General features: G+C 70.3%; 25 protein-coding genes and 1 tRNA gene. 15 read left to right on the top strand and 11 right to left on the bottom strand.

Annotated elements, in window-relative coordinates:
* The first annotated feature begins 242 nt into the window (after window positions 1–242).
* Together HS109_20595 and HS109_20590 are read left to right on the top strand one after the other, a co-directional pair.
* Complete coding sequence (locus HS109_20595; GenBank protein ID MBE7524747.1) at window positions 243–488, top strand: DUF4224 domain-containing protein; 246 nt, start codon at window positions 243–245, stop codon at window positions 486–488.
* Window positions 463–1,500: a tyrosine-type recombinase/integrase gene (locus HS109_20590; GenBank protein MBE7524746.1), complete on the top strand. Its 1,038-nt coding sequence runs from the start codon at window positions 463–465 to the stop codon at window positions 1,498–1,500. Before HS109_20595 ends, HS109_20590 begins: the two co-directional genes overlap by 26 nt.
* A 63-nt stretch (window positions 1,501–1,563) precedes the next feature.
* Here HS109_20590 and HS109_20585 read toward each other — a convergent pair.
* Together HS109_20585 and pgsA are read right to left on the bottom strand one after the other, a co-directional pair.
* Window positions 1,564–1,639 (bottom strand) — tRNA-Asn (locus HS109_20585).
* 110 nt (window positions 1,640–1,749) lie between these two features.
* Window positions 1,750–2,322, bottom strand: a complete 573-nt coding sequence (gene pgsA, locus HS109_20580; GenBank protein ID MBE7524745.1) for a CDP-diacylglycerol--glycerol-3-phosphate 3-phosphatidyltransferase — start codon at window positions 2,320–2,322, stop codon at window positions 1,750–1,752.
* Window positions 2,323–2,498: 176 nt separating this feature from the next.
* Here pgsA and HS109_20575 point away from each other — a divergent pair, with 176 nt between their 5' ends.
* Window positions 2,499–3,692, top strand: coding sequence for an acyltransferase (locus HS109_20575; protein MBE7524744.1), 1,194 nt, complete (start codon window positions 2,499–2,501; stop codon window positions 3,690–3,692).
* On the opposite strand, the gene HS109_20570 is transcribed toward HS109_20575, so the two are convergent.
* Genes HS109_20570 through HS109_20560 form a run of 3 tightly spaced genes read right to left on the bottom strand, consistent with a single transcriptional unit; the run spans window position 3,626 to window position 6,335 of the window.
* Window positions 3,626–4,774: a hypothetical protein gene (locus tag HS109_20570; GenBank protein MBE7524743.1), complete on the bottom strand. Its 1,149-nt coding sequence runs from the start codon at window positions 4,772–4,774 to the stop codon at window positions 3,626–3,628. The genes HS109_20575 and HS109_20570 overlap by 67 nt on opposite strands.
* A complete protein-coding gene (locus tag HS109_20565) occupies window positions 4,753–5,730 on the bottom strand; it encodes a glycosyltransferase (GenBank protein MBE7524742.1) in 978 nt (325 codons plus the stop codon). Before HS109_20565 ends, HS109_20570 begins: the two co-directional genes overlap by 22 nt.
* Entirely contained in the window at window positions 5,727–6,335 is a 609-nt protein-coding gene (locus HS109_20560) for a class I SAM-dependent methyltransferase (GenBank protein ID MBE7524741.1), read from the bottom strand. Before HS109_20560 ends, HS109_20565 begins: the two co-directional genes overlap by 4 nt.
* A 137-nt stretch (window positions 6,336–6,472) precedes the next feature.
* On the opposite strand from HS109_20560, the gene HS109_20555 reads away from it, so the two are divergent.
* The 3 genes from HS109_20555 (at window position 6,473) to HS109_20545 (ending at window position 8,310) form a co-directional block, all read left to right on the top strand.
* The gene (locus HS109_20555; protein MBE7524740.1) at window positions 6,473–6,763 is read left to right on the top strand and encodes a PqqD family protein; all 291 of its coding nucleotides are present in this window, start codon (window positions 6,473–6,475) and stop codon (window positions 6,761–6,763) included.
* Between the two features lie 76 nt (window positions 6,764–6,839).
* Window positions 6,840–7,133: a hypothetical protein gene (locus HS109_20550; GenBank protein ID MBE7524739.1), complete on the top strand. Its 294-nt coding sequence runs from the start codon at window positions 6,840–6,842 to the stop codon at window positions 7,131–7,133.
* Window positions 7,134–7,173: 40 nt separating this feature from the next.
* Window positions 7,174–8,310, top strand: a complete 1,137-nt coding sequence (locus HS109_20545) for a glycosyltransferase (protein ID MBE7524738.1) — start codon at window positions 7,174–7,176, stop codon at window positions 8,308–8,310.
* Here HS109_20545 and uvrC read toward each other — a convergent pair.
* Both uvrC and HS109_20535 read right to left on the bottom strand, forming a co-directional pair.
* On the bottom strand, window positions 8,304–10,160 hold the full coding sequence (gene uvrC, locus HS109_20540) for an excinuclease ABC subunit UvrC (protein ID MBE7524737.1): 1,857 nt from the start codon (window positions 10,158–10,160) through the stop codon (window positions 8,304–8,306). The two genes, HS109_20545 and uvrC, sit on opposite strands and share 7 nt — an antisense overlap.
* Window positions 10,157–10,852, bottom strand: coding sequence for a uracil-DNA glycosylase (locus HS109_20535; GenBank protein MBE7524736.1), 696 nt, complete (start codon window positions 10,850–10,852; stop codon window positions 10,157–10,159). Before HS109_20535 ends, uvrC begins: the two co-directional genes overlap by 4 nt.
* A gap of 27 nt (window positions 10,853–10,879) precedes the next feature.
* Between HS109_20535 and HS109_20530 the strand changes: the two genes are divergently transcribed.
* Window positions 10,880–11,680, top strand: coding sequence for an alpha/beta fold hydrolase (locus tag HS109_20530; protein ID MBE7524735.1), 801 nt, complete (start codon window positions 10,880–10,882; stop codon window positions 11,678–11,680).
* Window positions 11,681–11,728: 48 nt separating this feature from the next.
* Here the strand turns inward: HS109_20530 and HS109_20525 are convergent, their stop codons facing one another.
* Window positions 11,729–15,733, bottom strand: a complete 4,005-nt coding sequence (locus tag HS109_20525) for a PAS domain-containing protein (protein MBE7524734.1) — start codon at window positions 15,731–15,733, stop codon at window positions 11,729–11,731.
* Between the two features lie 372 nt (window positions 15,734–16,105).
* Here HS109_20525 and HS109_20520 point away from each other — a divergent pair, with 372 nt between their 5' ends.
* From HS109_20520 to HS109_20500, 5 genes are all read left to right on the top strand, one after another.
* Complete coding sequence (locus HS109_20520; protein ID MBE7524733.1) at window positions 16,106–17,449, top strand: cation:proton antiporter; 1,344 nt, start codon at window positions 16,106–16,108, stop codon at window positions 17,447–17,449.
* A gap of 80 nt (window positions 17,450–17,529) precedes the next feature.
* Complete coding sequence (locus HS109_20515; protein MBE7524732.1) at window positions 17,530–18,471, top strand: beta/gamma crystallin family protein; 942 nt, start codon at window positions 17,530–17,532, stop codon at window positions 18,469–18,471.
* Window positions 18,468–18,953, top strand: coding sequence for a CoA-binding protein (locus HS109_20510; GenBank protein ID MBE7524731.1), 486 nt, complete (start codon window positions 18,468–18,470; stop codon window positions 18,951–18,953). The genes HS109_20515 and HS109_20510 overlap by 4 nt, the downstream gene beginning before the upstream one ends.
* 58 nt (window positions 18,954–19,011) lie before the next feature.
* Window positions 19,012–20,301, top strand: a complete 1,290-nt coding sequence (locus tag HS109_20505) for an O-acetylhomoserine aminocarboxypropyltransferase/cysteine synthase (GenBank protein ID MBE7524730.1) — start codon at window positions 19,012–19,014, stop codon at window positions 20,299–20,301.
* A gap of 167 nt (window positions 20,302–20,468) precedes the next feature.
* On the top strand, window positions 20,469–20,951 hold the full coding sequence (locus HS109_20500; GenBank protein MBE7524729.1) for a disulfide bond formation protein B: 483 nt from the start codon (window positions 20,469–20,471) through the stop codon (window positions 20,949–20,951).
* Between the two features lie 280 nt (window positions 20,952–21,231).
* Here HS109_20500 and HS109_20495 read toward each other — a convergent pair whose 3' ends face one another.
* Genes HS109_20495 through HS109_20485 form a run of 3 tightly spaced genes read right to left on the bottom strand, consistent with a single transcriptional unit; the run spans window position 21,232 to window position 23,387 of the window.
* Window positions 21,232–21,999, bottom strand: a complete 768-nt coding sequence (locus HS109_20495; GenBank protein MBE7524728.1) for an SDR family NAD(P)-dependent oxidoreductase — start codon at window positions 21,997–21,999, stop codon at window positions 21,232–21,234.
* Between the two features lies 1 nt (window position 22,000).
* Window positions 22,001–22,942, bottom strand: coding sequence for a paraslipin (locus HS109_20490; protein MBE7524727.1), 942 nt, complete (start codon window positions 22,940–22,942; stop codon window positions 22,001–22,003).
* Between the two features lie 28 nt (window positions 22,943–22,970).
* Window positions 22,971–23,387 (bottom strand): NfeD family protein, encoded by a 417-nt coding sequence (locus HS109_20485; GenBank protein ID MBE7524726.1) that lies wholly within the window; start codon window positions 23,385–23,387, stop codon window positions 22,971–22,973.
* A gap of 186 nt (window positions 23,388–23,573) precedes the next feature.
* On the opposite strand from HS109_20485, the gene HS109_20480 reads away from it, so the two are divergent.
* The 3 genes from HS109_20480 to HS109_20470 all read left to right on the top strand — a co-directional run.
* The gene (locus HS109_20480) at window positions 23,574–23,921 is read left to right on the top strand and encodes a zinc ribbon domain-containing protein (GenBank protein ID MBE7524725.1); all 348 of its coding nucleotides are present in this window, start codon (window positions 23,574–23,576) and stop codon (window positions 23,919–23,921) included.
* A 19-nt stretch (window positions 23,922–23,940) separates the two neighbouring features.
* Window positions 23,941–24,591, top strand: a complete 651-nt coding sequence (locus HS109_20475) for a DUF502 domain-containing protein (GenBank protein MBE7524724.1) — start codon at window positions 23,941–23,943, stop codon at window positions 24,589–24,591.
* A gap of 157 nt (window positions 24,592–24,748) precedes the next feature.
* A partial coding sequence (locus HS109_20470) for a hypothetical protein (protein ID MBE7524723.1) occupies window positions 24,749–24,900 on the top strand: 152 nt, incomplete at its 3' end.

Here is a 24,900-nt window from a genome sequence, read left to right as displayed (position 1 = left end):
ACTCGACGGCGCATCACGCAGCAAGGCCCTCAGTTCGCAAGGACCGAGGGCCTTTTCTTTTTCGCGCGCGCGGCGACGCGTGCGACCACACCCCTTCGCGGCGTTAAGCGTGGACCTTCCGAGCGGGGAAGCTCTGCTCTCCCGCGGCGGACGACTATTCTGCTTCCGTAACGCAACCCATAGCGTTGTGCATTCCCCGGTTCCCCTCCTACAAAATTTCTGTTGGCGATTGAGAAAGGCAATTGATACTCTCTCCTTCCGATCTGGCTGAGCTCACGCGACGCGAGCGCCCCGCGGCGCAAGCGCGCGTGTTGCGCCGCTTGGGCATTCCGTTCAAGATTCACCCTTCCGACGGGGTGCTGCTTGTCGCCAAAGATGCGGCAACCGCGGCGCTTGGAGGGGTGGCCGCTCACGACGTCGTGCAACAACTCGAGGTCAATGTTCAGGCCATCAGGGGAAGGCATGGGACGGCGCCGCACACATCTTAAGCGTGAACAGCCATTGCCAGCGGGCCTGTACAAGCATCGCCGGCAGTATCGCGCGCGGCTGCGCGGCAGCCCTTGGGTCTATTTCGGGACGGATTACGTTGAGGCGATGCAGGGATATGCGGCCTGGAAGCGCGATGGCGGCAGATCCGACACGGTTGCCTGGTTGCTCGATATATTCACCGGCATAGTGTGTCCTGGCAAGGTCAAGGCTGAAGCGATGGCGAAGCGCACGGCCAAGGATTACGCCAAGGATGCGGCAATACTAAAGGCTGGTCTCGGACACTTCCCGATCAAATCACTCGAGCCGAAGCATGTTGCCGCGTTCCGCGATGCACGCGCGCAAGATGCGCCGCGGCACGTTCGAAATGAGATGGCTTGTCTGTCTGCAGCCATGGCTTACGCGGTTGAATCCGGACGCGCATCATCCAATCCGTGCCGTGAGGTCAAGCGCCCGCGTAAGATGCGCCGCGAACGATTGATTACCAATGAGGAGTATCTTGCCGTCTATTCCAGCGCCGGCGCCGCGGTGCGACGCGCGATGGCCTTAGCTGTGCGAACGCTCGCGCTGCCCGCTGACATACTGGCGCTTGGACCTCGCAACATCCTTCGGCGGTCCAATGGTGAACGCGTATTGCGTTTTTCGCGCGGCAAGACGCGAGTCATAGTGGAAATCGAGATCGTCGGTGAGCTCGCCAAGATCATCGACGAGTGCCTGGCCGCGTCGGTTGTCCGCAGTACCTTCGTGCATCGCGAAGACGGAGACCGTTATACGACGGACGGACTCACGTCGATGTTCCGTCGCCATTGCATCGCTGCAAACGTGAGCGACTTTGGCTTGCGCGATCTGCGCGCGAAGGGTGCCACCGACGAATACCGCGCGGGTCGACCCATCCGCGAGCTGCAGCACTTGCTCGGTCACAAGAGTGTTCGGACGACGGAGATCTACTTGAAGGAGTTGATACCGGAGACAGTGCGCCCGAACGAAAGACCGATGATCGCGGGGTCGAAATAGACCCCAATGGGGTCTATTAATAGACCCCAGTTAGTAGGTGCTATCGCTGGACATAAAGCAGGATGGCTCCCCGACCTGGGCTCGAACCAGGGACCTGCGGATTAACAGTCCGTCGCTCTACCGACTGAGCTATCGGGGAACAGCCTTCGATTATAGCATCGCGCCGGATCGCGGGCCAACGCGCCCGCAGCGGCTCGTCTTCCTGCCCCGCGCCCCGGGGTCGGCCGCGCGTCGGACGTCACGGCCCGGTCAGCGATCGGAGCGGAAGTACGGCGCCGCCAGCCGCAGGTAGTGGAACATCGACCACAGCGTGAGGATGACGGCGATCCACAGCGCGACCGTGCCCAGGAGCGGCGTCGGCACGCCGGGGATGAGCGGCTCGTAGAGCAGGAGCGCGATGATCGCCGTCATCTGCGCTGCGGTCTTCAACTTGCCGACGAACGCGACGGCGACGCTGCGGCGCTGCCCGAGTTCGGCCATCCACTCGCGCAGCGCCGAGATCGCGATCTCGCGTCCGATGATGATGATCGCGAGGTAGGCGTGCGCGCGCCCGAGCGCGACCAGCAGGATCAGCGCCGCCGCCACCATCAACTTGTCGGCGACCGGGTCGAGGAAGGCGCCGAAGGCGCTCGTCAGGCCGAGCTTTCGCGCGAGCCAGCCGTCGAGCCAGTCGGTCAGCGCGGCGATCGCGAAGATCGACATCGCGAGCCAGTTCTTGCCGGCGGGCGCGAGCCACGCGTCGGGCAGGTAGTAGACGCCGACGAAGACCGGGATCAGCAGGATCCTGAGCCACGTGAGCGCGGTCGGAACGTTGAGCGCCATGGCGGATCGTCGCGAGCGGTCGCGCCGATTCTACCGCGCGCACCTGTCCGGCGGGCGGCGATGCGCTCGAGTCGAGGCGAAACCTGCGATGATCCGCCGGCGCCGTCGCCTGCCCGACGTCCTCCTCCGTGCCCGCAGACCACCCGCCCCCGCCGCATCGGCCGCGCCGCTTCCCGGTGGACGGGAACACCCCGCGTTCTCCGCACCCGTTGCCGCCGCGCCTCGACGCCCTGACGCCGTTGCGCTTCGTCGCGGCGGCGCTCATCGTGATCGGCCACGCCGCGCCGCTGTTCGGCTGGGTGCCCGGCGCGCCGTTCCTCTTCGCCGCGAATGCGGGCGTGTCGCTGTTCTTCGTCCTGTCCGGCTACGTGCTCGGCTACAACTACCCGGCCCTCGACGATCGCGCTGCCGTCGGACGCTTCCTCGCGTTGCGTTTCGCGCGCATCTGGCCGCTCCACGCCGCGGTCCTGCTCGCGACGATCCTGCTGTTCCCCACCAGCAGGATTCTCCACGTCGGGATCGACCCGTGGCTGGCGGCGCTCGCGTCGTTCGCGCTGCTCCAGTCGTGGATTCCGATCGCCGGCTACTCGGGCGCCTACAACGGGCCGGCATGGACGCTGTCGGTGGACGTGTTCTTCTACGCGGCCTTTCCGCTGCTCCTCGCCCCGGTCCGGCTCGCGCCGTGGCGCAGTCTCGCGCTCGCCTTCGCGGTGAGCCTCGCACCACCGCTCCTCGCCAACGCGATCGGCGGCCCGCGCGCCGATCTACCGCTCGACCAGGTGAACTGGTACACGCTCGACCACTTCTTTCCGCCCGCGCGTCTGGTCGAGTTCGTGCTCGGCATGGTCGCCGCGCGCGCGTATTCGGCATGCCGCCCGCGCCTCCCCGCCGGCATCGTCGCCGCGACTGCGCTCGAAGCCGCCGCATTGGCGCTGACGGCCATTTCGCTCGCGGGACTCCCGAAGGTGCCCCGGGCCGCGATCGCCGTGGGACCGGGCGTGGCCGACTGGCTCGCGCAGATCGCGGCGGCGCCGGCGTTCGCGCTGCTGTTCATCGCGCTCTCCCCCGGGCGCGGCGCGGTCTCGCGCATCCTGTCGACGCGGGGCGCCGTCCATCTGGGCGACCTGAGCTACGCGACCTACCTCGTCCACGCGCCGCTCGCGAGCACGCCGGTGTGGCTGCCGCTCGTCGCGGCGATCGGCGCGATCCCGGCGGCGCTCGCCTTCGCGGCGGCATTGCTCGCGCTGGCGCACCTCGCCCGGCGTGGCGTGGAGCTGCCCGCGCGACGCGCGATCGTGGGCGCCTACGATCGGCGCGCGCGGCGCGCGGCAGGGGACCCGCGCGTGGCGCCGAGCGACTCGACGTCGTAGTCGCGCTCGCGTCCGTCCAGACTGCGCAGCGCGAGTCCGCGCACCCCGAAACGCCTCACCGCCTCGTGCAGCGATCGGTCGGGCACGTCGACCCACAGCGGGCGCGGCGTCCCGCGCGTCGTCATGCGGTCGAGGCGCACCATCGCGCGGTAGAGCTCGCCCATCGACGCGGGCTCGAGGCGCACGGTGATCGGCGCTCGTTCGGCGAACGGGCTGCGGTCGAGTTCGGCGGCGAGCTCGCCGGCATCGAGGACCGCGACACCGCAATGCGCGTCGCCCTCGCCGTAGAACGCGAGCACGCGGCCCCCGTCGGCGACGAGCGCGCTCACGTAGAGCACGCCGGGCTTGTGGCCGGGCGCCGCATCGCGGCCGTCGAGCAGCACGCCGGTCGCCGCGCCGATCGCGAGCTCCGGCGTCAGCGTCATCGCGCCCTGCACGTAGCGGCCGTCGACGATGCTGTGCCAGAACCCCAGGTAGCCGTCGCGAAACGGCACGAGGTTCGCGGAGTTGGACAGCATGCCGCGAAAGTCCGCGCTCCAGCCGTTGTCGCGCCGGACGACCGTGCGCCACCGGCCCCGTTCGCGCGCGAGGATCGTCAGCGGATCGAGCCGGTACAGGCAGCACAGCGTGCCCTGGTGTTCGAACAGCACCCAGTTCTTCTCGACACGCTCGGTCTCGAACGGCAGCTCCAGCGCGTCCCACGGCTCGAGCCTGCGCTCGCCCACCACCGAGATCATCGGCCGGATGCGCCCGCCCGGCCGAACGAGCGTGTGCACCGCGAGCACGAGGCCGTCGTGGCGGATCAGGCGGAAATCCTCGACCCGGGAATCCTCCGGGTAGCCGCGGCGCGCGAGCGTGCGGTGCGATACGATCTCGAAGCTCCGCGGGTCGACGACGATGCGCTCGGGATGGACGACGGAGGTGAATCGATAGTCGATCTCGCGCCGTGCGAGCAGCACGATGCCCTCGTCGCCCCGCACGGCCCCGGGGTTGTAGACGCCGCCGTCGCTGCCCGGCAACTCGCCGCGCGACACGATGCGGCGCCGGACGATGCGTCGGGTCAGAGTGCGGCGAGCGGGCAATCGTCGAACCAGTAGGCGTGGGGAAAGCGGCGCGCCGTATCGTCGAGCGCCGCGGGCGTGAGGTCGGCGAGCCAGTAGTAGTTGCCGTGCGTGGCCCAGGAACGAAGGCCGAGCACGACGTCGAGCACCATGTGCGCGGCGTCGGATTCGCCGTCGGTGCTGCGACGGCGAAGGCCGAACAGCGCGAGCCGTTCGGCGTACGCGGCCGCGGGGAGCGTGCGTCCGGGGCGTCCGTACGACGGACCGGCGCGTCCCAGTTCCTCGCTCTCGATCATCAGCATGCTGCGGTCGTAGTACACGCGCGCCCCGGCGAACTCGAGACGCAGCCCGAGCTGGTAGTCCTCGCCGCCGATCGCGTCGCACATCTCGTCCAGTCCGTTGACCGCGAGCAAGAGCTCGCGCGGCGCCGCGAAACTCGATCCGTAGAGCCCGCCTCCGCCGATCGGCACCGGCCCGACATCGCTTCCGTGGGTCCAGCGTGAGTCGATGGAACGGCCCGCGCGGCGGCTCGCCACCATCCGGCCGTCGCGCACGCGCATGCCGAAGCGCTTCTCGTAGGCGCCCGCGAGGACCTCGCCGTGCACCGCGCCGCGCCGCACCGCTCGCCACCAGTTCGGCCCCGGCACCGCGCAATCGTCGACGAAGACGACGTAGCGTCCGCGCGCGTGGACGATGCCGGTGTTGCGCGCGCTGGCGGCGGCGAAGAGGTCGCGCGTGGTTCTCCGCCAGCGGCCCTGGTAGGGCGACGGCTTCGCCGGAACGTGGAGGAGCGGGAAGCGCCCGGCCGCGGCGGCCCGGAAGATGCGCGTGCGCTCGCGCGAATGGTGCGCGTCGACGACGATCACCTCGACGTCGTCGCCGTCGCCGAGTTGTCGGGCGAGAGCGTCCGCGAACCAGCGGAATCCCGGATCGTGCCGCACCGTCGCGTACACGATGCTGATCGCGCTCGCCCTCATCGCCTCCGGAACACCTTCCAGTTCCCGTGATCCTCGACCGCGCGGAACCCGAGTTCGACCAGGCGGGCCTGCGCCTTCTGCGTCGTGGCCCAGTCGGTGTCGTCGGCGATCCACCAGCCGTCGCGCCGCAGCTTGGGCACCCATTGCTCGACCTCGGCGCAGGACACCGCCTCGGAGTGGTTGGAATCCTGATGCAGGACCGCGACCGACGCATCGCTGACCCGGCGCACCGCCTCGACGGACCGCTCGCGCAGCACGCGGCACCAGCGCTCGACGTCGCTCGCGCGGAGCGCCTCGAGGCAGCTCGCGTAAATCGCCTCGTGGTCGAGCTTCCCCCACCACTCGTCGTTCTCGCGCGAGTTCTCGCCTTCGAGCGACGCCGCGGCCTCCCACGGGTCGATCGCGAGCACCTCGCCCACGCCGATCGCCTCGTGGCCGATCGCGAGCGAGATCGTGCCGCGCCCGCCGAAGACGCCCAGCTCCACCGACCGGGCCGATGCTGCCTCCACGACGATCTCCGCCATCCGCGCGCCCTTGTCCACCGTCGTCCAGCCGTGCAGCGCGGGAATCGCGGACTCGACCCGCTGGCGCAGACGTGCCCGCATCGCCGCGGACAGACCTTCGGCGGGCGAATTCGCGGATCGGATGTCGGGGGGCATGCGGGCCACGATACCATCGCGCTCGCCGCGGGCGCTCCGAACGCTGCCCGGCCGGCCAACCGCCTCCTGTCCGCCCTTCGACCATGACCCTCTCCGCCGACAGCCTGCCGACGCGCGCCTCCGACCTCGAGATCCGCGAGGTGCCCGAGGGATACGTCGTCTACGATCCCGCCGCCGACCGGCTCCACTTCCTGAACGGATCGGCGGCCTTCGTGCTCCAGTGTTGCGACGGTACAACACGGGTGGACGAGCTTCCGGAGCTGCTCGCCGCGGCGTTTCGCCTCGATGCCGACCCGGTGGCCGAGGTCGAGGCCTGTCTCGCCCGTCTCCTGTCCGAGCGTCTCGTGACGGTCCGCCCGCCCCAAGCCGGGTAAGTCCCTGTATGCTTGGCGGGTTGTGGCCGTCCGGCCCGCGCCCGCCAAGAGGCGCCCCCGCAAGGAGAGGCATACGATGGGCTCCAATCCGAAGATCGAACGGTTGATCGCGCGCTATGCGCCCGAGCGGCGCGAGGCGCTGCGCAAGATCCTGCTCGGCACGGCGGTCTACGCCGCGCCGGTGATCGCGTCCTACACGATGCAGAACCTGGGCGGAGTCGCGCAGGCGCAGTCGTCGAACCAGACGATTTCGTATCAAGTTCCGGTCGACAGCGGCCTCGGGCTCGCCGCGGCCGCGGGCGCGGTCGGCGCCGCGGGCGCGCTGCTGCTGCGCCGACGCCGCAATCGCAAGGACCGCGACGCAGGCTGAATCGTCACGCGCGGGCGGCCACCGCCGCCCGCGATCCGCCTTGCTCCCGACCCGCGCCGGTTCCGGCGCGACCGTCTCCGCCTCGCTGATCGTCCGCGACGAGGAACGCTTCCTCGCCGGCTGCCTCGACTCGCTCGCCGGACGCGTCGACGAGATCGTCGTCGCCGACACCGGTTCGACCGACCGCACCCGCGACATCGCGCGTGCGCATGGCGCGGTCGTCATCGAGCATCGCTGGGCCGACGACTTCGCCGCCGCGCGCAACGCCGCCATCGACGCCGCCCATGGCGACTGGATCCTCTACATCGACGCCGACGAGCGCGTCGCGTCCTGGGATCGCGCGAGGCTCGCGCCGTTGCTCGCCGATCCGCATGCGATCGCCTGCACCGTGCGCTTCCGGCCGCAAACCGGCTTCACGCGCTACCGCGAGCATCGCCTGTTCCGCCGCCGGAGCGAGCTTCGCTTCCGCGGCGCGATCCACGAGTCGATCCTGCCCGCGCTCGACGAGCTTCGCGCGCGCGAAGGCGCGACGATCGCCTCGAGCGAGGTCGCGATCGACCATCTCGGCTACGACGGCGACCTCGCCGCGAAGCACCGGCGCAACCGTCCGCTGCTCGAGGCGCGCCTCGCGGTCGAACCGGACCACGTCTACAGCCGCGACCACCTGGGCCTCGTGCTGCTCGCGTCGGGAGACGACGCGGGCGCCGAGCGCGCGTGGCGCGCGGCGATTGCATCGGCCTCCGCGCGCGTGACACCCGAGCCCGGCGACGTGCTGCCGTGGCTGCATCTCGCATCGCTCCTCGTCGATCGCGGGCATGATGCGCGCACCGTCGTCGACGAGGCCCGCGCCCGTTTCCCGCGCGACCACGCGCTCATGTGGCTCGACGCACGCACGCGCCTCGACGCCGGCGATCCGCAGGGCGCGCTGCCGATCTTCGCCGCGCTCGGCGCGATCCACGCCGATGTCCTGTGCGAAGACACCGCATGGGACACGTCGATCTTCGGCGCGAATGCCTGGGCGGCGGCCGGGCTGTGCGCGTTCCGCCTCGCGCACTACGCCGAGAGCGCGGACTGCTATGCGCGCGCCGAAGCGCTCGCGCCCGACAATCCGGAATTCCGGCTGAAGCGACAGCTCGCGCAGGCGCGCGCCAACGGGACCGCCACGCGCGGTCAGTGAATCCCGGCGTAGATGCGCTGCGCGAGCGCACGGCTGATGCCGGGCACGCGCGCGAGATCGTCCACGCTCGCCTTCTCGAGACCCTTGAGCCCGCCGAAGTGCGTGAGCAGCGCCTTGCGCTTCGCGGCCCCGACGCCGGCGATGTCCTGCAGCGGCGAGGTCGTGCGCGCCTTGGCGCGACGCGCGCGGTGGCCCTGGATCGCGAAGCGGTGCGCCTCGTCGCGGATCTGCTGCAGGAGGTGCAGCCCGGGGTGGTCGGACCGGAGCGTCAGCGCATCGTCGCGCCCCGGAAAGACGATCTCCTCCAGGCCGGGCTTGCGCTCGGGGCCCTTGGCGATGCCGACGAGCGGCACGCCGTGCAGCCCCTGTTCCGCGAGGACGTCCGCGGCGACGGCGACCTGCCCGCGTCCGCCGTCGATCACGAGGAGGTCGGGCGAGGGAAACTCGCCCGCGACGATTCTCGCGCAGCGCCGGCTCAACGCCTCGCGCATCGCCGCATAGTCGTCGCCGCCGACCGGCGGCGCGACGTTGAAGCGGCGGTACTGGCCCGACTGCATGGCGAGCTGGTCGAAGATCACGCACGACGCGACGGCGGCTTCGCCCATCGTGTGCGAGACGTCGAAGCACTCGATCCGCTGCACGCTCCCCGGCAGGCCGAGCGCGTCGACCAGCGCCGCGAGCCGCTCCTCGGCCGTCGCCTTCTGCGCGAGGCGCTGGCGGATCGACAGCACCGCGTTCTCCGCGGCCATCGCGAGCCACACGCGGCGTTCGCCGCCGGGGTTCCGCACGATCTCGACCTCGCGCCCCGCCTGCGCGCCGAGCACCTCCTGCAGCACCTCGCGTTCGCCGGCTTCCGGCGCGATGATCGTCGGCGGAACCGGGCGTTCGAGGTAGTGCTGGGCGAGGAACGCCTGCACGACCTCGGCGAGACTCCCGGCCTCGGCCTGGCGCGGGAAGTAGGTCCGGTCGCCGACGTGGCGCCCGCCCCGGATCATCACGACGTTCACGGCGGCGATGCCGCCTTCCTCGACCGCCGCCACCACGTCGATGTCGCCGGCCGTCGCGCTCTCGACGAACTGCCGCGACTGGAGTTCCGCGAGCCGCGCGATCTTGTCGCGCAGCCGGGCCGCGCGCTCGAACGCGAGGGCGGCGGAGGCGGCTTCCATCTGCGTCCGCAGGCGCTCGCGCGCCTCGCCGGTCTTGCCCTGCAGGAACAGCACCGCGGCCTGCACGTCGTCCCGGTATTCGGCCTCTCCGATGAACCCGACGCAAGGCGCGGTGCAGCGCCGGATCTGGTGGAGCATGCAGGGCCGCGAGCGGTTGTGGAACACCGAGGGCTCGCAGGTGCGCAGCAGGAACACCTTCTGCAGCGTCGCGATGCCCTCGCGCACCGCGCCCGCGCTCGGGAACGGCCCGAAATAGCGGTGGCGGCGGTCGAGCGTGCCGCGGTGGAAGCGCAGTTGCGGGAACGTGTCGCCGGTGACGCAGAGGTAGGGATAGCTCTTGTCGTCGCGGAACAGGATGTTGTAGCGCGGCTCCAGCGCCTTGATCAGGTTGTTCTCGAGGAGCAGCGCCTCGCCTTCGGAGCGCACGACCGTCGTCTCGACGCGGGCGACCTGCGCGATCATCGAGGCGATGCGCGGCTCGTGGCCGGACCTCTGGAAGTAGCTCGCGACGCGCTTGCGCAGATCGCGCGCCTTGCCGACGTAGAGGGCACCGCCCTCGCCGTCGAACATCCGGTAGACGCCGGGCAGGTGCGGCAGCGACGCGACGAGTTCGGCCGCGTCGAACGCCGGCTCGACGGAGGCCGCGTCGAGCGACTTCCGATGGCGCGAGGGCACCTTCGTCATGCGCGCGGCGGCGTCCGGCCGAGGTGGAGCGACGCGGCACGGAACACGTCGCGGAACATCGCGCGCGTGAGCCGCCCGGTGTTCGTGTTGTATCGGCTGCAGTGGAAGCTGTCGAACATCGCGATCCGGCCGGCATCGAGAGCGTGCCTCGCGCCGTGCGCGAACGGGTGCGCGCGCAATGGTGTCCGGAGCACCCTCAGCACGGCCTCGTGCGCGACGCGGCCGAGCGCGACCACGGCCGCCCCCTCGCGCAGGCGCGCGAGGTCGACCGCGAGGTAGCGGCTGCATTCGCGCACCTCGGCGGGCAACGGCCGGTTGTCCGGCGGCAGGCACTTCACCGCGTTGGAGATCCGGCAGTCGAGGAGTTCGAGCCCGTCGTCGCGCGCGGTCGCGGCTTTCGCCGTCGCGTAGCCGAAGTCGAAGAGCGTCTCGTAGAGCAGGATGCCCGCGTGGTCGCCGGTGAAGGCCCGTCCGCTCGCGTTCGCGCCGTGCATCCCGGGCGCGAGCCCGACGACGAGGAGCCGCGCGTCGGGGCGGCCGAACGGCGCCACCGGCCGGCACCAGTAGTCCGGATGGTCGCGCCGCACCCGGTCGACGAACGCGGCGAGCCTTCGGCAGCGCCGGCAGCCGGGGTCGTAGTCCGATTCCGTACCCGACTCTGGCAGAATGGCGGCCGCTTCGATCGCGCGCATCCGTCGATTCTAAGTCCTGCCCGGCCCTTGCTCCCGACCGAACCCCGCCTCGAGACCTTTTCGCGCGCGCCCCGTGCGCGCTCGCGGCGCCCGCCGCTGCTCTTCGTCCACGGCGGCTACACCGACGGCTGGTGCTGGACGCGGCATTTCCTCGGCTGGTTCGCCGAGCGGGGTTGGCCCGCCCACGCGCTGTCGCTGCGCGGCCACGGCGGCAGCGGCGGCGCCGAACTCCTGTTCGCGAGCGGTCTGGACGATTACGCCGCCGATGTCGAGCGCGTCGCGGGCATGCTCCCCGAGCCGCCGGTGTTCGTCGGCCACTCGATGGGCGCCGCAATCGTCGAGCGGATGATCGCCACGCACCCGCGCCGCGGCGCCGTGCTGCTCGCGCCCGTCCCGCCCACCGGGCTCGCGACGATCGCCGCGCGCCTCGCGGTCGAACGCCCCGACGCGCTGATGCACATGATGCGGCTCGACCCGACGCGCCTGTCCGCCGAGGTGCTCGCAGCGCTGCGCCCGTTCTACTTCAGCGACCGTGTCGATGCGGCGACGCTCGCCTCGATGGCCGACCACATCGCCGCCGAGTCGCCGCGCGCGATCCTCGACCTGTCGCTGCGCCTGCACTGGGTGACCCCGGAGCGCAACGGTACGCCGCTCGCGGTGATCGGCGCCGAGGACGACCGCATCTGCTCGCCCGACGAGGTCCGCGCGACGGCGCGCCACCACGGCGTCGAGGCGGCGATCCTGCCGGGACTCGCGCACATGCTGATGCTCGAGCCGGGGTGGGAAGCCGTGGCGGAGGCGATCAGCAGACACCTCGCAGCGCAGTGACCTCGCGTGCTGCGCTTCCGTCGGCGCGCAAGGCGGGCGCCGCTCCCGCTACGTCGTCCGCTTGCGCAGGAACTCGACGAACCGCTCCGGCGGCAGCGGCTTGCTCACCCAGAAGCCCTGGAAGCAGTGGCAGCCGCGCGCCGACAGGAACTCGAGCTGCTCGCGCGTGCCGACGCCCTCGGCGACCACCTTGAGGCCGAGGCCGCGCGCGAGGCCGATGATCGCCTCGGTGATCGCCGCGTCGCCCGGATCGGTCTCGAGGTCGGCGATGAACGAGATGTCGATCTTGAGCGTGTCGATCGGGAAGCGCTTCAGGTGGGTCAGCGACGAATAGCCGGTGCCGAAGTCGTCGATCGCCACGCGGAACCCGTGGTCGCGCAACTGGTGCAGGACCCGGCGGATCGCGTCGAGGTCGTGCAACAGCGAGGTCTCGGTGACCTCGAGTTCGAGCCAGGAGGGCTCGCAGCCCGCCGAACGGACGATCTCGAAGATGCGCTGCGCGAGGTCCTCGCGGTAGAACTGCCGGGCGGACAGGTTCACCGAGACGTTGAGCGGGAGGCCCGAGCGCCGCCACGCGACGACCTGCGCCGCCGCCGTGCGAAGCACCCATTCGCCGAGCGAATGGATGAGCCCGGCCTCCTCGGCGAGCGGCACGAAGGTCTGCGGCGGCACGTCGCCGTGCTCTTCGTCGTGCCAGCGCAAGAGCGCCTCGGCGCCGACCACGGCGCGGTCGAGGATGTCCACGACCGGCTGGTAGTGCAGCTCGAGTTTGCCCTCCTTCAACGCCGCGCGCAGCGCGGTCTCCAGCGTGTGCTGGCGCAGCCGATGCTCGGCCAGGTTCGCGTCGAGGAACTGGTAGGTGTTGCGCCCGAGTTCCTTCGCCCGGTACATCGCGACGTCGGCGTGCTTGAAGAGTTCGTCGGGGTCGTCGGAGTCGTCCGGATACACCGCGATCCCGATCGAGGAGGTCACGTAGATGTCGTGCTCCTCGATGCGGAACGGCTGCACGATGGCGTCGAGGAGCTTCTGCGCGATCCGGCCCAGCACCTGCGGGTCGTCGAAGTCCTCGACGATGACCATGAACTCGTCGCCGCCCAGCCGCGCGAGCAGGTCCGTCTCGCGCAGCGCGCCGGTGACCGCGCGCGTCACCTGCTTCAGGAGTTCGTCGCCGATCCGGTGGCCGAGCGTGTCGTTCACGTTCTTGAACCGGTCGAGGTCGATGAACAGGACGCCGACCCGCCGGCCGCCGCGGCGCGCCTGGGCGATCGCCTGAGACAGCCGCTCGTGCAGGAGCAGGCGGTTCGGCAGGCCGGTCAGCGCGTCGCGCGTCGCCATGTGCTGCAGGCGCTCCTCCGCGCGGATTCGCGCGGAGACGTCCTGAACGAACGACAGGATCGAGACGATCTGGTCGTCGTCGCCGACGAGCGCCGAGTGGTACCACTCGCACCAGATCTCCGTGCCGTCCTTGCGCCGGTTGCGCGTGAGGCCGGTCGCGCGCGGCTCGGCGCCGGACATGAGCTTGCCGACGATGTCGGCCATGCCTGGCGACGCGTCCTCGTGCAGCATCGGGTTGTCGGTGAGCGAGAGTCCGAGCACCTCGGAGGACTCGAAGCCGAAGATGTTGCGCGCCTGCTCCGACCAGCGGACGAGCTTCTGCGACCGGTCCCATTCGAGCACTGCCAGCGGCGTGTTGCCGATGTGGCTCGACAGCTCCCAGTTGACGCGGCGCAGCGCCTCCTCGTTGCGCTTCTCGTCGTGGATGTCGCCGTGCACCGCGTAGACGCCGACGACGTTGCCGTCGGCGTCGCGGTTGGGCGCGTAGTGGATCGACTCCCATCGCGGCTCTCCGGTGCCGTGCTGGGGCAGCAGCATCTCGGTGGCGATCGTCTCGCCCTTCAGCACGCGCGCGAGGAGCGGAGCGAGGAGCGCAAGGCGCGCCGGGCTGATCACGTCCTCGAGCTTTCGTCCGTTCAGGTCCTTGCGCGACTCGCCGAGCCAGGCCTCGTTGCGGCCGTTGACGAAGCGGTAGCGGAGGTCGCGGTCGATGTACGCCACGCGCGCCGGCACGTTGTCCATGATGAGCCGCAGCTCGTCCTCGGACGCCCGCAGCGCTTCCTGCGCCTGCTTGAGCCCGTGGATGTCGTTCATCAGCACGAATGCGCCGTGAACCTCGCCGGCCGGGCCGCTGTCGGGCACCACGCGGATCGTCATCCAGCGCCGCACGCCGTTCGCGCCGGGGATCAGGCGATCGAACGCCGTCGATTCGCCTTCGAGGGCGCGCGCGACCATCGCCTGCGCGCTCTCGTAGATTCCGTGGCCGACGACGTCGCGCAACTTCAGGTCCGGGAGCGATTCGACGGCGAGCCCGAAGTACTGCACGAACGCGCGGTTGACGTAGTGACAGCGCTCCTCGCGGTCGATGTAGGCGACCGGCGCCGGGACACCGTCCATGATCGCGCGGAGCTGGGACTCTCGCGCGGCGAGCGCGTCCTGCGCGACCTTGAGATCGGTGATGTCGTGGCCGGCGACGTACTCGCCCTTCACGGTGCCGTCGAAGTTGAGGTCGGGCACGCAGCGCGCGCGGATCCAGCGCCGGCGGCCCTGCGCGTCGATGACCTCCCGCTCGTAGGTCGCCGATTCACCCGCCATCACGCGATGGCGGCTGGGCGCGAGGATCTCGGTCGCCTCGTCGCCCAGGACCTCGTCGGTGGTCCGACCGATCACCTGGTCGCGCCGGTATCCGTAGAGCTTCAGGAACGCCTCGTTGACGAACAGGTAGCGGCGGTTCGAATCGAGGTAGACGACCGGCTCGGGGATGTTGTCGGTGAAGAGCCGGAGCTGCTGCTCGCGGGTCGCGAGCGCCTGCTCGGTCTGCTTCAGGTCGTCGATGTCGTACTCGGTGCAATAGAGCCCGCGGACCTTGCCGGTCGCGTCGAAATCCGGCGCGACGCGCCCGTGCATCCAGCGCTTGTCGCCGCCCGGCATCGTTCCGATGCGCTCGTACTCGACGTGCTCGCCGTCCTGCGCGCGCTTGAGCACCGGCCGCAGGAACCCGGCCACCTCGGACGGCAGGACCTCCGCGGGCGTCCGGCCGTAGATCTCCTCCTGCGGCCGGCAAGCGAAATTCGCGAACGCCTGGTTGACGAAGGTGTAGCGCAACGCGCGGTCGAGGTAGGCGATCGGACCGGGGATGTTGTCGGCGAAGAGCCGCAGCTGCGCCTGCTGCCCCTTCAGCGCGTCGCGGACCCGCACGTCGTCCTCGATGTCGTTCATCACGACGAACGCGCCGCCGGTGCGACCGGTCACTTCGCGGTCGGGGAACAGCGTGACGCGCATCCAGCGCGGTTCGCCGTTCGCCTTCTTCTCGCGACGCTCGTAGGTCACGGCCGCGCCGGCGAAGGTGCGTTCGAGCGAAGCGCTCATATCGTGCAGCGACTCCGCCGGCAGGACGTCGCGCAGACCGTGTCCGAGCAGGTCGTCGGCGGCGACGCCGATCCAGTCCGCGACCGGCTTGTTCGCGAAACGGATCTTGAGCTGTCGGTCGACGTAGAGGATCGGGACGCCGACGCTGTCGGTGACCATGCGCAGCCGGTGCTCGCGCTGGCCCGCCTCGAGCTCGAGGCGCTTCAGGTGGTCGACGTCGCTGTAGGTGACGAGGAAGCCGCGCACCCGTCCGTTGGGCGCGCGATCCGGGTAATAGTCGACTCGGATCCAGACGGTCGGCCGCCCGGCGGTCACGAGCTGCCGCTCGAAACCGGTCCGCTCGCCGTCCAGCGCGGCTTCCGAGTAGGCCCGGTAGAGCGTCCAGACTTCGCGGCCGAGCACCTCGACCATCTCGCGGCCGAGCACCTCCTCCGAACGCCGCCCGAGCCAATCGAGGAACGCGCGGTTGGCGAAACGGTAGTGGAACGACCGGTCGACGTAGGCGACCGGCAGGCCGAGCGCATTGAGCTTGCGCTGCGAGAGCGCCTGCAGGTTGCCGCGCTCGATCGCATCGCCGTCCGTCTGGACGGTCGCGATGTCGGTGCGCAGCGGCATGCGTTGCAGGGCCATGCGGGTTTCGGGCTCCGGGTCCGATTCTCCGCCGGTTCGGCGTTCGGCAACTGCCGGCCTGGGGATCGGGCAGGCTTCCAGGCTGCCGAACCGGCGGATGTTGCAACCGTGTAGGGCACAAGCAAGGATCAAGCCGGAAAGCGCCCGGCCCCGTTCCGCGCCTTGACGGATACAATGCCCGGGCCCCGCGCCGGCCCTCGCGGAGCAGGAACCGCAGCGTCGAAACCGGGCCATCGCCACCGGCCCCGTATCCGCATGCGTCCACCCACAGCGCCCGAGCCCGCCGACCTCCCGAGACAGCCGTCCTCGAGCGGACCGCCCACCGGTCTCGAACGGCACCGGCACCGCCTTGCCGCCCTCGTGGTGCTGGTCATGGCCTCGGCCCTGCCGGGTGAGGCCCTGGCAGCCGGGGTGAGCGCCCAGACCGCGGTCACGTTCCTCGCGATCGGCCTCCTGCTCGTGGCGGCGAAGGTCGCGGGACTGGTCGAGCGCATCGGCCAGCCGGCCGTGCTGGGCGAACTGCTGATCGGCGTGGCGATCGGCAATCTGTACCTCGCAGGGCTCCCCTGGCTCGACCCGCTGGTCCAGGGCCAACTGATCGCCAACCCGATCCTGCATTTCCTCTCCGAACTCGGGGTCGTCGTCCTGCTGTTCCAGATCGGACTCGAATCGGAGCTGTCGGCGATGGGCAAGGTGGGCGTACCGGCGTTCGTCGTCGCGACGATCGGCGTGGTCGCTCCGTTCGTGCTCGGCACCTGGGTCGTCGGGCCGCTCTTGATGCCGGAGCTGTCGTTCAACGGGCACCTCTTCGTCGGCGCGACGCTGACCGCGACCTCGGTCGGCATCACCGGCCGGGTGTTCCAGGACCTGAACGTGCTGCGTTCGCGCGAAGCCCAGATCGTGCTCGGGGCCGCGGTCATCGACGACGTCATGGGCCTCATCATTCTCGCCGTCGTGTCGGCGATCGTCTCGTCGGGCAGCGTCGATGCGCTGGGGATCACCTGGATCACGGCCAAGGCGTTCTTGTTCCTGATCGCGGCCCTGGTACTCGGGCGCTTCGCCGCGCCGCGGTTCGGCGCCCTGTTCTCGGCGATCCAGACCGGCACGGGAATGAAAGTGGCGGTGCTGATCGCGACCTGTCTCACCTTCGCATGGGCGGCCTGGGCGATCGGCCTCGCGCCGATCGTCGGGGCGTTCGCCGCGGGGCTCGTGCTCGACGACGTGCAGTTCAAGGGGTTCGCGGGCCCTGCGCTCGCGCGCGATGTACGCGAGGCGGCCTCGGAACTGCCCGGACCCGCGCGCGAACGCATCGAGGGCGTGCTCGGCCGCCACGAGAAGCACGGCCTGCAGGTGCTCATGGAGCCGGTCGGCCACCTGCTGGTGCCGCTGTTCTTCGTGTTCACCGGCATGCAGGTGCGCCTCGAGACCCTGTTCGACCTGCACATCCTCGCGGTCGGGCTCACGATCACCGTCGTCGCGTTCGCCGGCAAGCTCGTCGCGGGACTGGGCGCCGGACGCGTCCGCAAGTGGCTCGTCGGCTGGGGCATGGCCCCGCGCGGCGAGGTCGGCCTCATCTTCGCGGTGTCGGGCAAGGCCCTCGGTGTCGTGCCCGACGACGTGTTCTCGATGATCATCGTCGTCGTGATCCTGACGACGCTCCTCACCCCGCCGATCCTGGTGGCGACGATCCGCAAAGGCGGCACGACCGAGGTCTGAGGGTCGCGGCCGGCCGCGTGCACCCGGAAGCGCCGGAGTGCGTTAGATTGACGTTTCCGCAATCCCGTCGGGATCCTTCGATGCCCTTCGCCATGCGCCACGCCGCCGCCGTTCTCGCGTTCTCCGCGGGCTCGGCCTTCGCCCAGGACATCCTGTTCTTCGAAAGCTACGACTTCAACGGCCGCCGGTTCGGGGTGAGCTACTCGGTCTCGAACATGAACGACGTGGGTTTCAACGACCGCGCCGAGTCGGTCGTGATCCGCAACGGCACCTGGCAGCTCTGCGCGGACGCGTATTTCCGTGGCCGCTGCGTGACGCTCGAGCCGGGCGAATACCGGAACCTCGGCCAGATGGGGCTCGCGAACCAGGTTTCCTCGGCGCGCCAGCTCGGCGGCGGCAACTGGGGCGGCGGCTCGCGCGGCGCGGTCACGCTCTTCGAGGACTACAACTTCGGCGGGCGCTCGTACGCGGTGCAGGGCCCCGCGGAAAACCTCGGGCGGACCGGATTCAACGACCGCGCCCGGTCGATGATCGTGCAGAGCGGTGTCTGGGAAGTCTGCATGGACGAAGGCTACCGCGGCTGCCAGACCTTTGGGCCCGGCGAAGTCGGGAACCTGGGATACCTCTCCGGGCAGGTGTCGTCGCTGCGGCCGGTGGGCGGCGGACCGGGCGGTCCCGGAAGCCCCGGCGGGCGCCCGCCTCCCGAGTGGGGCAATCAGGGGCGCGTGATCCTGTTCGAGTACCCCGGCTTCGGCGGGCGCAGTTTCGCGATCTCCGACGAGGTCGTCGACAACCTCGCGCGTACCGGCTTCAACGACCGCGCCGCGTCCATGCGCGTCGAGCGCGGCTACTGGATGTTCTGCAGCGACTCGGAGTTCCGCGGTACCTGCCGCACATTCGGTCCGGGCGACTACCCGTCGCTCGGCGGCGGCCTCGACCGGCAGATCTCGTCGGGACGGCGCATCCACAACGACTACCCGTACCGCAACAACCCGAACTGGGGCGAGTACACGCAGCAATGAGCACGCTCGCGCGAGGCAGGATCGTCGACGACATCGCCGGCCTCCGGCGCATCCTCGCGAACCATCGCACGATCGCGGTGGTCGGGTTGTCCGCGCACTGGCATCGGCCGTCGTACTTCGCCGCGAAGTACATGCAGGAGCACGGCTACCGCGTGATCCCGGTGAATCCGCAGTACGAGGAGGTGCTGGGTGAGCGCTGCCATCCGTCGATCGCGGCGATTCCCGAGGCGGTCGACATCGTCGACGCCTTCCGGCGCGCGAGCGAGATGCCCTCGATCGCGCGCGAGGCGGTCGCGAAGGGCGCGAAGGTGCTCTGGATGCAGCTCGGCGTGGCGAGCGACGAAGCCGCGCGGATCGCGACCGACGCCGGCCTCGACGTCGTGCAGAACCGCTGCGTGAAGATCGAGCACGCGCGCATCCTGGGCGGGCTCAACTGGTGCGGCGTCAACACCGGCGTGATCTCGGCGCGGCGGCCCGCCTGACCCTCGATCGACGGCCTCCGGCGCCCGCCCGGCGCCGGGGGACGTAGAATTCCGGTCCATGCCCGACCGCACCTACGGCTTCGACACGCTGTGCCTGCACGCGGGGCAGATCCCCGATGCGGCCACCGGCGCGCGCGCGCTGCCGATCTACCAGACGACGTCGTTCGTGTTCGACAGCGCCGACCACGCGGCGTCGCTCTTCAACCTGCAGACCTTCGGCAACGTCTACTCGCGCATCAGCAATCCGACCGTCGCGGCGCTCGAGGAGCGGGTCGCCGCGCTCGAAGGCGGCCGCGCGGCGCTGGCCTGCGCGACCGGGATGGCGGCGCAGATGGTGACGCTCTTGACGCTCGCGCGGCAGGGCGACCACATCGTCGCGGCGCGCACGCTCTACGGCGGCTCGTATTCGCAGCTCGCGGTGACCTTCGCCCAGTTCGGCATCGACGCGACCTTCGTCGATCCGGACGACATCGGCGCGTTCCGCGCCGCGATGACGCCGCGCACGAAGGCGCTCTACGCGGAGACGATCGGCAACCCGCAGCTCAACGTCTGCGACATCGCCGCGCTCGCGGAGGTCGCGCACGAACGCGGCGTGCCGCTCGTGATCGACAACACGCTCGCCTCGCCGTACCTCTGCCGCCCGTTCGAGCACGGCGCCGACCTCGTCGTCCACTCGGTGACCAAGTACCTGGGCGGCCACGGCACGACGATGGGCGGCATCGTGGTGGAGTCGGGCGAGTTCCCGTGGGACAACGGCAACTTCCCGCAGATGACCGAGCCTTCGCGCGGCTACCACGGCGTGCGCTTCTACGAGACCTTCGGCGACTTCGGGTTCACGATGAAGGCGCGCATGGAGACGATGCGCACGCTGGGTCCGACGCTCTCGCCGTTCTCGGCGTTCCTGCTGCTCCAGGGCATCGAGACGCTGCACCTGCGGATGCCGCGCCACAGCGCGTCCGCGATGGCGGTCGCGAGGCATCTCGCGACGCATCCGGCGGTCGCGTGGGTGCGCTACCCCGGCCTGCCCGGCCAACCCGACGACGCGCGGGTGCGACGCTACCTGCCGAACGGCGCGGGCGGCATCCTCACGTTCGGCGTGAACGGCGGTGCGAAGGCGGGCGAGCGCGTGATCGAAGCCGTGGAGTTCCTGTCGCACCTCGCGAACGTCGGCGACGCGAAGTCGCTCGTCATCCATCCGGCGTCGACGACGCACCGCCAGCTCGACGAAGCCGAGCAGCGGGCCGCCGGCGTGACGCCGGAAATGATCCGGCTGTCGATCGGCCTCGAGTCGATCGACGACATCCTGTGGGATCTGGACCAGGCGCTCGCCCGCTCGGAGAACGCGTGATGGAACGTCTCGGTGTGCCGCTGCCCTGGGTCGGACTCGTCGTCGCCCTCGCCGTCCTGCTGCAGCAGGCGATCTCGCTCCTGCAGGGCGAAGGCGTCTCGTTCGCGGCCTCGATGTGGCAGGTCGCCGTCATGGCGCTCGGCATCACCTCGCTCGCGCTCATCCTGATGCCGCGCCGGCGGCTCGCGTTCGCGCTCGGGTTCCTTTTCTGCGCCGGCCTCCTCGGCTGGGCCTTCTGGCTGCAGTACGGCGAGGGACTCGAGCCCTGCCCGCTGTGCATGTTCCAGCGCCTGGTGTTCGTGGCGATCGGCCTCGTGTTCCTCGTCGGCGTCTTCCACGAGCCGGGCCGTCTCGGCGCCTGGATCTACGCCCTGCTGCTCGTGCTCGCCGCCGGGATCGGCGCCGCGCTCGCCGGGCGGCAGGTGTGGCTGCAGTCGCTGCCGAAGGACCAGGTGCCCGCGTGCGGCATGGGACTCTCCTACATGCTCGACACCATGCCGTTCCTCGACGTGATCCGTCGGGTGCTCGAGGGATCGGGCGAGTGCGCCGAAAAAGCCTGGGTGTTCCTCGGCCTGTCGATCGCCGGCTGGACGCTCGCGATCTTCGTCGCGATCGCCTTCATCGGGATCGCGCTGGTGCGGCGCGACTGACCGGCCTCCAGCGGCGATCTCAAACGCGCGTCGTCGATCCGCTCCGCGCGGCCTCATTGCGGCATCATCGAAATGCGAGCCAGCCAGCGTCGGCCGCCCGCGGCGATCGCGAACTCGCGTCGTCGATCCCCGTCGCTGGCGTGGGGCGATCGACGAGGCGGAGCAGGGGCCCCGCGCTTTTCGCGGGGATGCGACCCGAGTCGAGCGCAGGGCCGGCGGACGAGTCGGTGCGATCCATTTCGCCGCGCATCGCCGGCCCCTCGCCGACGCAGCGACGCCGCTACCTCGGCGCCATCCGGATCGCGCCGTCGAGGCGGATCGTCTCGCCGTTCAGCATCGGATTCTCGACGATCGCGCGCACGAGCTGCGCGAACTCGCCGGGACGCCCGAGGCGCGGCGGGAACGGCACCATCTTCCCGAGCGAGGCCTGCACCTCCGGCGTGAGGCTCGCCATCATCGGCGTCTCGAAGATGCCGGGCGCGATCGTCATGACGCGGATGCCGAGACGCGCGAGTTCGCGCGCGATCGGCAGCGTCATGCCGACGACCGCCGCCTTCGACGCCGCGTAGGCGGCCTGCCCGACCTGACCGTCGAACGCCGCGACCGACGCGGTGTTGACGATCACGCCCCGCTCACCTTCCGCGTTCGGTTCGTTGCCCGACATCGCCTGCGCGGCGAGGCGGATCAGGTTGAACGTCCCCACGAGGTTGATCGCGATCGCGCGCTGGAAACCCGCGAGCGTGTGCGGGCCGTCCTTGCCGACGATGCGCTCGGCGTGGACGATGCCGGCGCAGTTGACGAGCCCCTGCACGCCGCCGAACGCGTCGACCGCCGCCTTCACCGCCGCCCGACCGCTCGCTTCGTCGGTCACGTCGCAGCGCACGAAGCGCGCGTGTGCGCCGAGTTCGTGCGCGAGCGCGCGCCCCTCGCCCTCCTTGAGATCCGCGACGACGACCCGCCCGCCGGCATCTGCGACCATCCGCGCGGTCGCGGCGCCGAGGCCCGACGCGCCGCCGGTGACGAGGAACGCGTTCCCGCGCAGATCCATGTCAGCTCCCGGCCTTCGGCGGACCCGGCTGCCGGATCACCGACATCGCGGTCGCGATCATGCCCGCCACGTCGGCCGCATTGGTCGGCAGGATCATCGTGTTCGACTTGATCGCGAGGTTGCCGAACGCGGCCACGTACTGCTCGGCGATCTTGAAATTGACCGACTGCATCCCCCCCGGTGACTCGATCGCCTCGGCGACCTGGCGGATCGCCTTGGCGTTGGCCTCGGCGATGGCGAGGATCGCCGCCGCCTGCCCCTGCGCGTTGTTGATCTCGGCCTGCTTCTCGCCCTGCGACTGGGCGATCGCCGCCTCGCGCGCGCCCTCGGCGAGGTTGATCTGTTCCTGTTTCTTGCCCTCGGAGGTCGCGATGACCGCGCGCTTCTCGCGCTCGGCGGTGATCTGCGCCTGCATCGCGCGCAGGATCTCGGCCGGCGGCGTCAGGTCCTTGATCTCGTAGCGCAGCACCTTGACGCCCCAGTTGAGCGCGGCCTCGTCGAGGGCCGCGACGACGTTCGCGTTGATCTGCTCGCGCTCCTCGAAGGTCCTGTCGAGTTCCATCCGGCCGATGATGCTGCGCAGCGTCGTCTGCGCGAGCTGGGTGATCGCGATGATGTAGTTCGACGACCCGTAGCTCGCGAGCTTGGGGTCGGTCACCTGGAAGTAGAGGATGCCGTCGACCTGCAACTGCGTGTTGTCCTTGGTGATGCAGATCTGCGAGGGCACGTCGAGCGGGATCTCGCGCAGGTCGTGCCGAAACGCGATGCGGTCGACGAACGGAATCACGAAGTTGAGGCCGGGCTCGAGGACCGCGTAGAACCGTCCGACGCGCTCGACGACCCACGCGTGCTGCTGCGGCACGACGCGGATGGCGCGGACGATGACGATCAGCGCGACGACGAAGAGCGCGACGGTGAAGAGCGACGAGCCTATCCCGAGCATCGGTGCGGTCCCCTGCGGTGGAGCCGCGTCAGTCGCGGCGGTCGGCGACGACGAGGACCGAGCCCCGGGTCGCCACGATGAACATCGTCTCGGCGCGCGGCGTGTCGGACGTCGCGAGTTCCGCCGTCCACTGCGAACCCCGGTAGTTGACGCGCGCGGTGCCGTCGTCGTTCCAGCCCACGACGCGAACCGCCTGGCCGACGTCGAGCGGCGGCTGTTGCGGTGGGAGCGCGCGCTGAAGGCGCCAGCGGTGCGCGGCGATGGTGAGCGCCACCCCGGCCACGCCGGCCGCGACGAACTGCATCGGCGTCGAGGCTCCGAGGAGCGCGGCGACGCCGCCCACCGCCAACGCGATGCCCACGGCGAGCAGGTAGTAGGTGCCCGTCATCAATTCCGCACCGACCAGCACCGCAGCCGCGATCCACCAGAACCAGAGCGCGTTCATCTCCGTTGTCGCTTCCCGACGAAGGTCTCGTGGTCGAGGATAAATCAAGTTGAAGCGACGCGCAGAGCCTCCATCTCGACCCGGGACACGCCCGGCGGAGCCGCCTCGACCTTGCCTGTCCGGCGCGCTATAATTCTCGTTTTGAATCAAAAGGTTTTGGGCGCATCGCGCCCCGCGGAGACCCCGATGCCGATCTACGCCTACCGCTGCGCGGCCTGCGGGCACCAGCTCGATGCCCTGCAGAAACTCTCGGAAGCCCCGCTCGTCGATTGTCCGAAGTGCGCGGCGCCCGCGCTCTCGAAACTCCTGACCGCCCCGGGCTTCCAGCTCAAGGGCAGCGGCTGGTACGCGACCGACTTCAAGGGCGGCTCGAAGCCGAAATCCGACGGCGTCGGCGCGAAGGCCGACGCGAAGCCGGACGCGAAGTCCGACGCGCCCGCGGCGACGGAGTCCAAGGGGGGCGACAAGAGCGACGCTGCCGCGGCGCCCGCGGCCGCCTCCACCGGTTGCGGCTCGGGCTGTTCGTGCCACTGACCGGACACGCCGCGACGCCATGAAGCGCTACCTGATCGCCGGGTTGCTCGTCTGGGCACCGCTCGGCATCACGATCTGGGTGCTGCACTTCCTGGTGTCGACGCTCGACCAGACGCTGGGCCTCCTGCCCGACGCGTGGCAGCCCGACCGCCTGCTCGGCTTCCATGTCCCCGGCCTGGGCGTCCTGCTGTCGTTCGTGATCCTGTTCGTCACCGGCGTCGTCGCCGCGAACATCCTCGGCGCGCGCCTCATCACGGTGTGGGAATCGCTGCTCGGCCGCATTCCGGTCGTCAAGTCGATCTACTCGTCGGTCAAGCAGGTGAGCGACACCCTCCTGTCCGACAAGGGCAACGCGTTCCGCAAGGCGCTGCTGGTCGAGTTTCCGCGCGAGGGGAGCTGGACGATCGCGTTCCTGACCGGCGCACCCGACCGCACGGTGACGCCGCACCTGCCCGGTGAGCACGTCAGTGTCTACGTACCGACGACGCCGAACCCGACCGGCGGCTACTTCCTGATGCTGCCGCGCTCGCGCATCCGCGAACTCGACATGACGGTGGACGAGGCGCTCAAGTACATCATCTCGATGGGCGTGGTCGTCCCCCGGGGCGGCACGATCGCGCCGCCCCCGCGCCCCGGCGTCGCCAGCGTGACGGCGGCGGTCCGCAACTGACGAGCGCGCACGGCCCTCTTTGCCGCCGCGTGCCCGGAAGCGGCACCGCGTGCGGCCGCCGCGCCGCCCCCCAGCATCCCGCAGGAGAAGCGAAGTGAAGCGCACCGAATATTGCGGCAAGGTCGACGGCAGGTTCCTCGGCCGCCCCGTCACGCTCATGGGCTGGGTGCACCGCCGCCGCGACCACGGCGGCGTCATCTTCGTCGACCTGCGCGACCGCGAGGGCCTGGTGCAGATCGTGTGCGATCCGGACCGCTCGGCCACCTTCGCGATCGCCGAGCGGCTGCGCAACGAGTTCTGCGTGCGCGT

The sequence above is a fragment of the Burkholderiales bacterium genome (assembly GCA_015075645.1).
Classification (GTDB): domain Bacteria; phylum Pseudomonadota; class Gammaproteobacteria; order Burkholderiales; family Casimicrobiaceae; genus VBCG01.
This window is presented reverse-complemented; position numbering and strand designations above follow the sequence as displayed.

Excerpts from the sequence above, each read along its gene's own strand:
- HS109_20590 (MBE7524746.1), top strand. The coding sequence starts at position 463 with ATGGGACGGCGCCGCACACATCTTAAGCGTGAACAGCCATTGCCAGCG.
- pgsA (MBE7524745.1), bottom strand. The coding sequence starts at position 2,322 with ATGGCGCTCAACGTTCCGACCGCGCTCACGTGGCTCAGGATCCTGCTG.
- HS109_20565 (MBE7524742.1), bottom strand. The coding sequence starts at position 5,730 with ATGAGGGCGAGCGCGATCAGCATCGTGTACGCGACGGTGCGGCACGAT.
- HS109_20560 (MBE7524741.1), bottom strand. The coding sequence starts at position 6,335 with ATGCGGGCACGTCTGCGCCAGCGGGTCGAGTCCGCGATTCCCGCGCTG.
- HS109_20555 (MBE7524740.1), top strand. The coding sequence starts at position 6,473 with ATGACCCTCTCCGCCGACAGCCTGCCGACGCGCGCCTCCGACCTCGAG.
- HS109_20550 (MBE7524739.1), top strand. The coding sequence starts at position 6,840 with ATGGGCTCCAATCCGAAGATCGAACGGTTGATCGCGCGCTATGCGCCC.
- uvrC (MBE7524737.1), bottom strand. The coding sequence starts at position 10,160 with ATGACGAAGGTGCCCTCGCGCCATCGGAAGTCGCTCGACGCGGCCTCC.
- HS109_20535 (MBE7524736.1), bottom strand. The coding sequence starts at position 10,852 with ATGCGCGCGATCGAAGCGGCCGCCATTCTGCCAGAGTCGGGTACGGAA.
- HS109_20525 (MBE7524734.1), bottom strand. The coding sequence starts at position 15,733 with ATGGCCCTGCAACGCATGCCGCTGCGCACCGACATCGCGACCGTCCAG.
- HS109_20520 (MBE7524733.1), top strand. The coding sequence starts at position 16,106 with ATGGCCTCGGCCCTGCCGGGTGAGGCCCTGGCAGCCGGGGTGAGCGCC.
- HS109_20515 (MBE7524732.1), top strand. The coding sequence starts at position 17,530 with ATGCCCTTCGCCATGCGCCACGCCGCCGCCGTTCTCGCGTTCTCCGCG.
- HS109_20510 (MBE7524731.1), top strand. The coding sequence starts at position 18,468 with ATGAGCACGCTCGCGCGAGGCAGGATCGTCGACGACATCGCCGGCCTC.
- HS109_20505 (MBE7524730.1), top strand. The coding sequence starts at position 19,012 with ATGCCCGACCGCACCTACGGCTTCGACACGCTGTGCCTGCACGCGGGG.
- HS109_20500 (MBE7524729.1), top strand. The coding sequence starts at position 20,469 with ATGCCGCGCCGGCGGCTCGCGTTCGCGCTCGGGTTCCTTTTCTGCGCC.
- HS109_20495 (MBE7524728.1), bottom strand. The coding sequence starts at position 21,999 with ATGGATCTGCGCGGGAACGCGTTCCTCGTCACCGGCGGCGCGTCGGGC.
- HS109_20490 (MBE7524727.1), bottom strand. The coding sequence starts at position 22,942 with ATGCTCGGGATAGGCTCGTCGCTCTTCACCGTCGCGCTCTTCGTCGTC.
- HS109_20485 (MBE7524726.1), bottom strand. The coding sequence starts at position 23,387 with ATGAACGCGCTCTGGTTCTGGTGGATCGCGGCTGCGGTGCTGGTCGGT.
- HS109_20480 (MBE7524725.1), top strand. The coding sequence starts at position 23,574 with ATGCCGATCTACGCCTACCGCTGCGCGGCCTGCGGGCACCAGCTCGAT.
- HS109_20475 (MBE7524724.1), top strand. The coding sequence starts at position 23,941 with ATGAAGCGCTACCTGATCGCCGGGTTGCTCGTCTGGGCACCGCTCGGC.